The sequence below is a fragment of the Paenibacillus massiliensis subsp. panacisoli DSM 21345 genome (assembly GCF_000426545.1).
GTDB classification, from domain to species: domain Bacteria; phylum Bacillota; class Bacilli; order Paenibacillales; family Paenibacillaceae; genus Paenibacillus; species Paenibacillus panacisoli.
This window is the reverse complement of sequence record NZ_AUFO01000035.1, coordinates 51,311-57,955: the sequence shown is the minus strand read 5'-3', so window position 1 is coordinate 57,955 and position 6,645 is coordinate 51,311. Positions and strand designations below refer to the sequence as shown.

The window sequence follows — 6,645 nt, the reverse complement described above, 5'->3', positions numbered from 1 at the left end:
AGGTTGCCTACGTGTTACTCACCCGTCCGCCGCTAACTCTCAGGAGAGCAAGCTCTCCATCAAGTCCGCTCGACTTGCATGTATTAGGCACGCCGCCAGCGTTCGTCCTGAGCCAGGATCAAACTCTCCAATAAAGTTATTGAAAAGAGCGATAGCTCATTTTGAATCTGACGAGATTTAATATCTCATTAGTTTTGCTCCAGTTTTCATACAGTCAAATACATGTACCAAAAACCTTCGCGTTGGATTTTGCTTCACAAAATCCGCTCACTCGTTGTTCAGTTTTCAAAGATCAACTTCATTCATAGCTTCTTTTCTTGCGTTACCACCGCATCTCAGCGGCGACTTAAATAATATATCATGATGAATCATTAATTGCAAGCATTATTTTAATTATTAATTTTTCTAGCACTTGTAAGGCTGCTCATGATCCCAAAGCATGAGAAGAAGCGGTGAGTGCAAGCCTTCACCGCTCCATGTTATTTCACTATAATTGCACTAGCCTTGCAGCCAGGGATTTTTTCGAGAGCTTCCCTTCGTGGTTCGACGTGACTTCGTCACGCTACTCGCCGTTGACTTTTTCTTGGATGAAGATCGAGCACTCGATATTGAAGCTTTACCTGTGGACTTCGTTGCACTCTTCTTCTGCTTCTTTTGTGGAGTCACCCTCGTCGAATCATAGTCTGCTCCTTCTTCAGCACGACATCCGCAATTATAGGGAGGATAAGGTAGCATATTAGCATTAGTGCTTTGAACCTCTGCCTTTTTAGTGACATGCTCCCCTAGTGGCGAATAAGACGTGTTCTCTGTATTCAAATAGCCTGGCGACTGATTATAGTATGGCATATGCTCTCCATGCCCCCAAGGCGTTGGTGAGAATGGATGGCCACCATAATAGGATGGATACTGTGCAGGGTAGCCCCAAGGCTGCATCGGCCACATATACCCTGGAGGACATGAATAGGGCGATTCAGTCGCTTGAGAACTAGGCGCCCATGTATTTGCTTCAGCCTGTGGAGCACTTGTATACTCCGGACTGTAGCCATAAGGCATGTTCATATTTTCTTGGTATCCCATATTTACCATAGGCTGCATGTTCTCATCCGTTGCTGGCATTATATAACTGTTCTCATCACCCGCACCAATCCCTGGAAACATCGGGTTAGATGCCATGGAGACGTTAGCTCCAAGGGTAGGATTAGACCCCATGTAAGGACTGCTCCCCATTCCCATAGGTGAATTACCCTCAGGATAAGCCGGGGAGTAGGCCTCATAGGCAGGAAGCTGGTAAGACATATAGGGATGCTCTACCGTCTCAGACTGCTCCCCCCATGGAGCTACTTGTTGTTTTCCCTTTCCCTTGGACGCAGGCTGGTACATAGGCTGAATATTAGCATTATTGTAGTCAGGCTGGGATAAAGGACTTAATTGAGGATTGATATTGGACTTCTGCGCTGGTGACATACTTTGAGGCTGATAGGCTACGGGTTCAGGCTGCTTCTTGAAAAGCTCGGAGGCCATCTGTTGAAGGTCTGGCATTTTCGGCAGCTCAGGCATCGGCTGGCTCTTCTTCGTTTCTTTCGCTTCCACTTTTGCCATATTCTCTTTTGCGTGTTCTATGGCCTTCTCTTCCTTCCAAGGCTCATTGTACTCAGCCTCTAGCTTCTCATTCTCTTCATGCCCTTCATTACTCTCATTAGCTACATTCGTATCTTTTTCCTCAGGTTTCTCCATCTCTTCCTTGACGGCTGTATTTTTCTTTTTGGCATTCATCTCCCCAGACACAGAAGGCATTTGGGGATTAGCGGAATTAGAAGGTGTATTGGCTGCGACGGTACCCGGAATATACACAACCTCACCAACCAGCAGCGCATTTGGATTTTTAAGTTGCGGGTTCGCATCAATCATGTCCTTCAGGCTGACTCCCCACGCCTTGCTGAGCTTCCATAGCGTATCTCCCTGCTGCACCTTGTGCTCATGGACGATTGGTTTTGTTGGCTGGGTGGCGACTGGTGCAGTCGGGATTTTCACTTTATCCCCAACGTTCAGGACATCCGGATTTGTAATCTGTGGATTCATGCTGATCAGCTTATCTAGCTCGACATTATACTTTTTAGAGAGAGAGTACATGCTGTCTCCCTTTTTAACAATGTGTATCTTCACCTGTTCGCTAACCTCCTCGGCATTCCTGGGCATGGCATTCGCCCTTGTTCGTTAATACATCCTATGCAGTTTCTGGGCATATGACATCCTATAAACGAAAAAAATACCGTTCCTCACCAAAAGCAATAATGCAATGACGAGAAAAAACCTCTTCAGCCGTAGGTAGCCAAAGAGGTTAACAGAGAATACATACCCATGTAGGACAAATATCCTGGGGCAATAATTAGGTTGTACTTGGAGGAGAGCAAAGCCACTTCTCCAATAAAAAGACTATTCGAATTAAAAAGTTACTCGGACCATACCTTGTAGCCATCTACAGTTACAATTTTACGGAACTCTTCCAGCAGCTTCAATGTGATTGGGCCTGCAACGCCAGCACCAATGGTACGTCCATCCACTTCATAAGCAGCAATGACCTCAGCTGCCGTTCCCGTAAAGAACACTTCATCCGCGACATAGACATCATGCAGGGTAAATGGTTGCTCCTTCAGCGTGTACCCCAGCTTATCGCACAGCTCAATAATGGCATTACGAGTAATCCCCTCAAGGGCACCAAGATAGCATGGAGGAGTAAATACCGTACCGTTTTTGATGATGAAAATATTGTCGCTGGAGCCTTCGGTTACATAGCCCTGCGAGTTCAACATAATCGCTTCCCCAGCACCGGCGTAGTTGGACTGGATTTTTACGAGAATGTTGTTGAGGTAGTTCAAGGATTTGATCTTCGGATTCAACGCATCCGGAATATTACGACGTTGGGAGACGGAGACCGTCTTGAGGCCTGTTTTGTAGGCTTCCTCTGGATAGATCGCAAGCTGCTCTACAATTATGATAACGCTAGCCTTCGGACAGCGATTCGGGTCCAGACCGAGGTTACCAGGGCCACGGGACACGATGAGACGAATATAGCCGTTACGCATGTCGTTTCGGCGGATGGTCTCAGCCATCACATCACGCATTTCGTCCTGAGTCAATGGAATGTTCAATTGAATGGACTTGGCGGAGTCATACAGACGGTCCAAGTGCTCCTTGCATTTAAAGATATTTCCTCCATAAATCCGAATACCCTCAAAGATTCCGTCTCCGTACAAAAATCCGTGATCGTATACGGATACCTTAGCATTTTCTTTCGTAACATATTCTCCATCCAGATAAATCCACTGCTCTGCCATCATGGCCACCTCCGCTAATTCAATCAATCTTTATAGTATTGTCTAAATATGGGAAGCACGGGTAAGAACCCAGCACTCGCACCTGGCATTTCAGAGCTTCAATCTCTGCAAAGGCTGCCGTGAGCAGTACTGATTCAACCGACTCCATCACTTCAATGTAAAAATAATAACTGCCGAGCTGCTTCTTCGTCGGTCTGGATTCGATCCGCAGCAGGTTCAAACGACGCCATGCGAAAGCAGCCAGCACCTGATGCAGCGCTCCAGGATAGTCTGATGGGAGCATGACCAATACGCTCGTCCGATGCCCCTCCGGCTGCCGTTGCAGTACAAGAGGCTGCTGGCCAATCAGGACAAATCTTGTAAAATTATTGTGATGATCCGTGATGCCACTCGCCAATATGTCCAGCTGATGAGTGTGCGCAGCAAGAGTCGTGCCGATGGCTGCCCAGCTTTGGCCCGGATTTTGCTTCACAATCTCTACTGCCTGTGCTGTACTGCTGACGCTTTCCAGCTGCGCTTGCGGAACATGCTCTCGTATGAATTTCTGACACTGGGGAATAGCCACTGGATGAGACATAATCTTTACAATTTTGCTTAAATCCAGTTCTCCCGACGGAAGGGTGAACTCCTGACTTGATCCGATCAGATTCTGCTTGGAAGGATATACCCACTCCACCTGCATGGGAATATCCACCTCATGCACGAGCCAATCCAGATGCAGGCTTACGGAACCGTCGATCGTGTTCTCGATGGGAATGACACTATAATCCGTAGTCCCCTGCGCCGTTGCCCGGAAAACATCCGTGATCTGCTGATAATGAACCAACTGTGCTGGCTCGCCCGCAAGCAGGTTGTTCACTGCCTCGTGGGATACTGTTCCTTCCTGAAGCAATGCAATTCGTTTCATGATTCCGTTTCCCCTTTTATCATATCCAAGAAGGGAAGAACATCCTCCCCGTTGTATACCTTAACTCCATTCCGCTCTGGACGCAACCACATAACCGTAGACTCAATACCCGCTTCTTGCATTTTGCTCGTGACATAATTCTCTAGCTCAGCCTTACGGTCTGAACGTCGATCAGCAAGCACAAGCAACGTTGGCCCAGCTCCGCTAAGAGCAGCTCCCAGCGCACCATGCTTATGAGCGTCCTCCAGTACCTCTGTCATGCCAGGCACAAGTGCAGCACGGTATGGTTGGTGAACACGATCCTTCATAGCTGCTGCGACCTTATCCAACTGACCCGTCGCCAAAGCCGCCACCAACAGCGATGAATGACTGATATTGTATACCGTGTCCTTCATGCCGAATTCCGAAGGCAGAACTTGTCTGGCCTTGGAAGTGGATAATTGAAAATGAGGGATCACGACGAGCGCCTCCAGATTTACGTCAGGCTCCAATCGAATACAGTCCGCATGCTGTCCATCCCAGATCGCTGTTACAATTCCTCCATACAAAGAAGCCCCGACATTGTCAGGATGATCCTCAATGGAGGTCGCCATATCAAACAGCTTGGCATCAGATAAAGGCGAGCCAATTAGTGCATTCGCCGCAGCCAGTGCACCAACAATCGCTGATGCACTGCTCCCCAGCCCTCTGGTGAGCGGAATATCCGAGTACATCGAGATCTCAAGCTCAGGGATGGTCACACCTGCCGCTTCAAACACCTGCTGTGCCACCTGATAGATTAGATTACTCTTGTCACCAGGCACCCCCTCCAACTGCTCACCATACAAGTGGAAAACTGTATGTTCAGAAGGCTTCATTTCAATCCAGGCGTATAGCGACAGGGCCATTCCCAAGGTATCAAAGCCTGGACCGAGATTGGCGGTACTGGCAGGTATCTTGACTCTGGAGACTTTGCCTATGGTCGGCATGGGCTACAAGCCTCCTTCCAGCAACACCTTAAGACTGTTCCTTGATTCATATCACTTGCAAGCATTTCGGGATAATCCAATGGTTACAGCTCCTTTTATCGTCCACGTTTCAGCAAGGGGCTGCTAGAGCTCCCTCTCCTATCCTTCTACACGGTATACGCTTTTGATTCGGCGAATGACACTCAGTGACTCAAAGTGGCTCAGTACCTTCTTCATGTTGGCCTTGCTCGCCATATGGGTCACTATTATAATTTCGGCATTCGGATTATGCTCATTCGGCTGCTGCACTACAGACGCAAGGCTAACTCCAAACTCTGCGAACACCTGCGTAATTCGGGCCAGAACGCCAGCCTTATCATCGACATGGAGCAGAATGAAGTTCTTGCAGTACACCTCTTCGTCACTTGTGATGCTCTTGGTCTTATACGGCACGATCCCCTTCAGTCCGTTCACACCCAGCTTCAGATTCTTAATGACAGCCACCAGGTCTGCTACAACAGAGGTTGCCGTGGGCATCTCTCCCGCTCCAGCACCGTAGAACATCGTCTCTCCTACGGCCTCACCATGAACGAAGACCGCATTAAAGACCCCATTCACAGAAGCCAGTGGATGGTTCTGTCTTACCAGCGTAGGCTCGACGCTAATGCTGAACTGATCATCCTTACGCTCAGCTATACCGAGCAGCTTCACTTCGTAGCCGAGACGTTTGGCATACAGGATATCCTCACTCGATACCCCGGAGATCCCACGGACTTGAACGTCGCTCAGCTCCACATTGGATCTAAAGCCAAGTGTACCGAGTATCGCCATTTTACGTGCAGCATCCAGCCCTTCTACATCGGAGGTAGGGTCCGATTCTGCATAGCCAAGCTCCTGAGCCTCCTTAAGCACCTCTGCATAAGATGCACCTTCCTTGCTCATTTTCGTCAATATATAGTTGGTCGTCCCGTTCACAATGCCCATGATCTTGGTAATTCGATCCGAAGAGAAGCCCTCAATCAGCGTTCTGATAATCGGGATACCTCCGGCAACACTCGCCTCATAGAACACATCGCATTGCTTCTCCTGTGCCTTGGCCAGAATTTCGGAGCCGTGCAGAGCCATGAGATCCTTGTTGGCTGTCACAATGTGCTTGCCACGCTCCAATGCCTCCAGCAGATAAGTCTTGGTCTTATCAACACCGCCCATAACTTCAATAATGACATCGATCTCCGGGTCGTGGATGACCTCCCAAGGATCCTCGGTGAGCTTGGATGGTTCAATCGGAATGGAACGAGTCTTCTCTGTGTTCTTTACTGCGATTTTCTCGATAACGATCGGTGAGCCAACCTGGCTGCTGAGATCCTCTTGATTGCCTTCCACAATTCGGACAACCCCAGTACCTACAGTCCCTAATCCCAATAAGCCTATCTTCACCGGTTTCATGATATCCCCT

The 6,645-nt window shown here is 48.5% G+C and carries 5 protein-coding genes and 1 rRNA gene; all 6 read right to left on the bottom strand.

Annotation, left to right across the window (positions count from 1 at the left end; translation table 11 throughout):
• Positions 1-134: ribosomal RNA gene (locus K331_RS0121245) — 16S ribosomal RNA — on the bottom strand; the annotation flags it as partial.
• 364 nt (positions 135-498) lie between these two features.
• Positions 499-2,163 (bottom strand): LysM peptidoglycan-binding domain-containing protein, encoded by a 1,665-nt coding sequence (locus K331_RS31120; RefSeq protein WP_051289957.1) that lies wholly within the window; start codon positions 2,161-2,163, stop codon positions 499-501.
• Between the two features lie 287 nt (positions 2,164-2,450).
• Positions 2,451-3,335: a branched-chain-amino-acid transaminase gene (gene ilvE / locus K331_RS0121235; RefSeq protein WP_018885396.1), complete on the bottom strand. Its 885-nt coding sequence runs from the start codon at positions 3,333-3,335 to the stop codon at positions 2,451-2,453.
• Positions 3,336-3,354: 19 nt separating this feature from the next.
• Positions 3,355-4,242, bottom strand: a complete 888-nt coding sequence (gene pheA, locus K331_RS0121230; protein ID WP_028591836.1) for a prephenate dehydratase — start codon at positions 4,240-4,242, stop codon at positions 3,355-3,357.
• Complete coding sequence (gene thrB / locus K331_RS0121225; RefSeq protein WP_028591835.1) at positions 4,239-5,210, bottom strand: homoserine kinase; 972 nt, start codon at positions 5,208-5,210, stop codon at positions 4,239-4,241. The genes pheA and thrB overlap by 4 nt, the downstream gene beginning before the upstream one ends.
• 138 nt (positions 5,211-5,348) lie before the next feature.
• Complete coding sequence (locus tag K331_RS0121220) at positions 5,349-6,635, bottom strand: homoserine dehydrogenase (protein WP_018885399.1); 1,287 nt, start codon at positions 6,633-6,635, stop codon at positions 5,349-5,351.
• Positions 6,636-6,645: the final 10 nt, after the last annotated feature.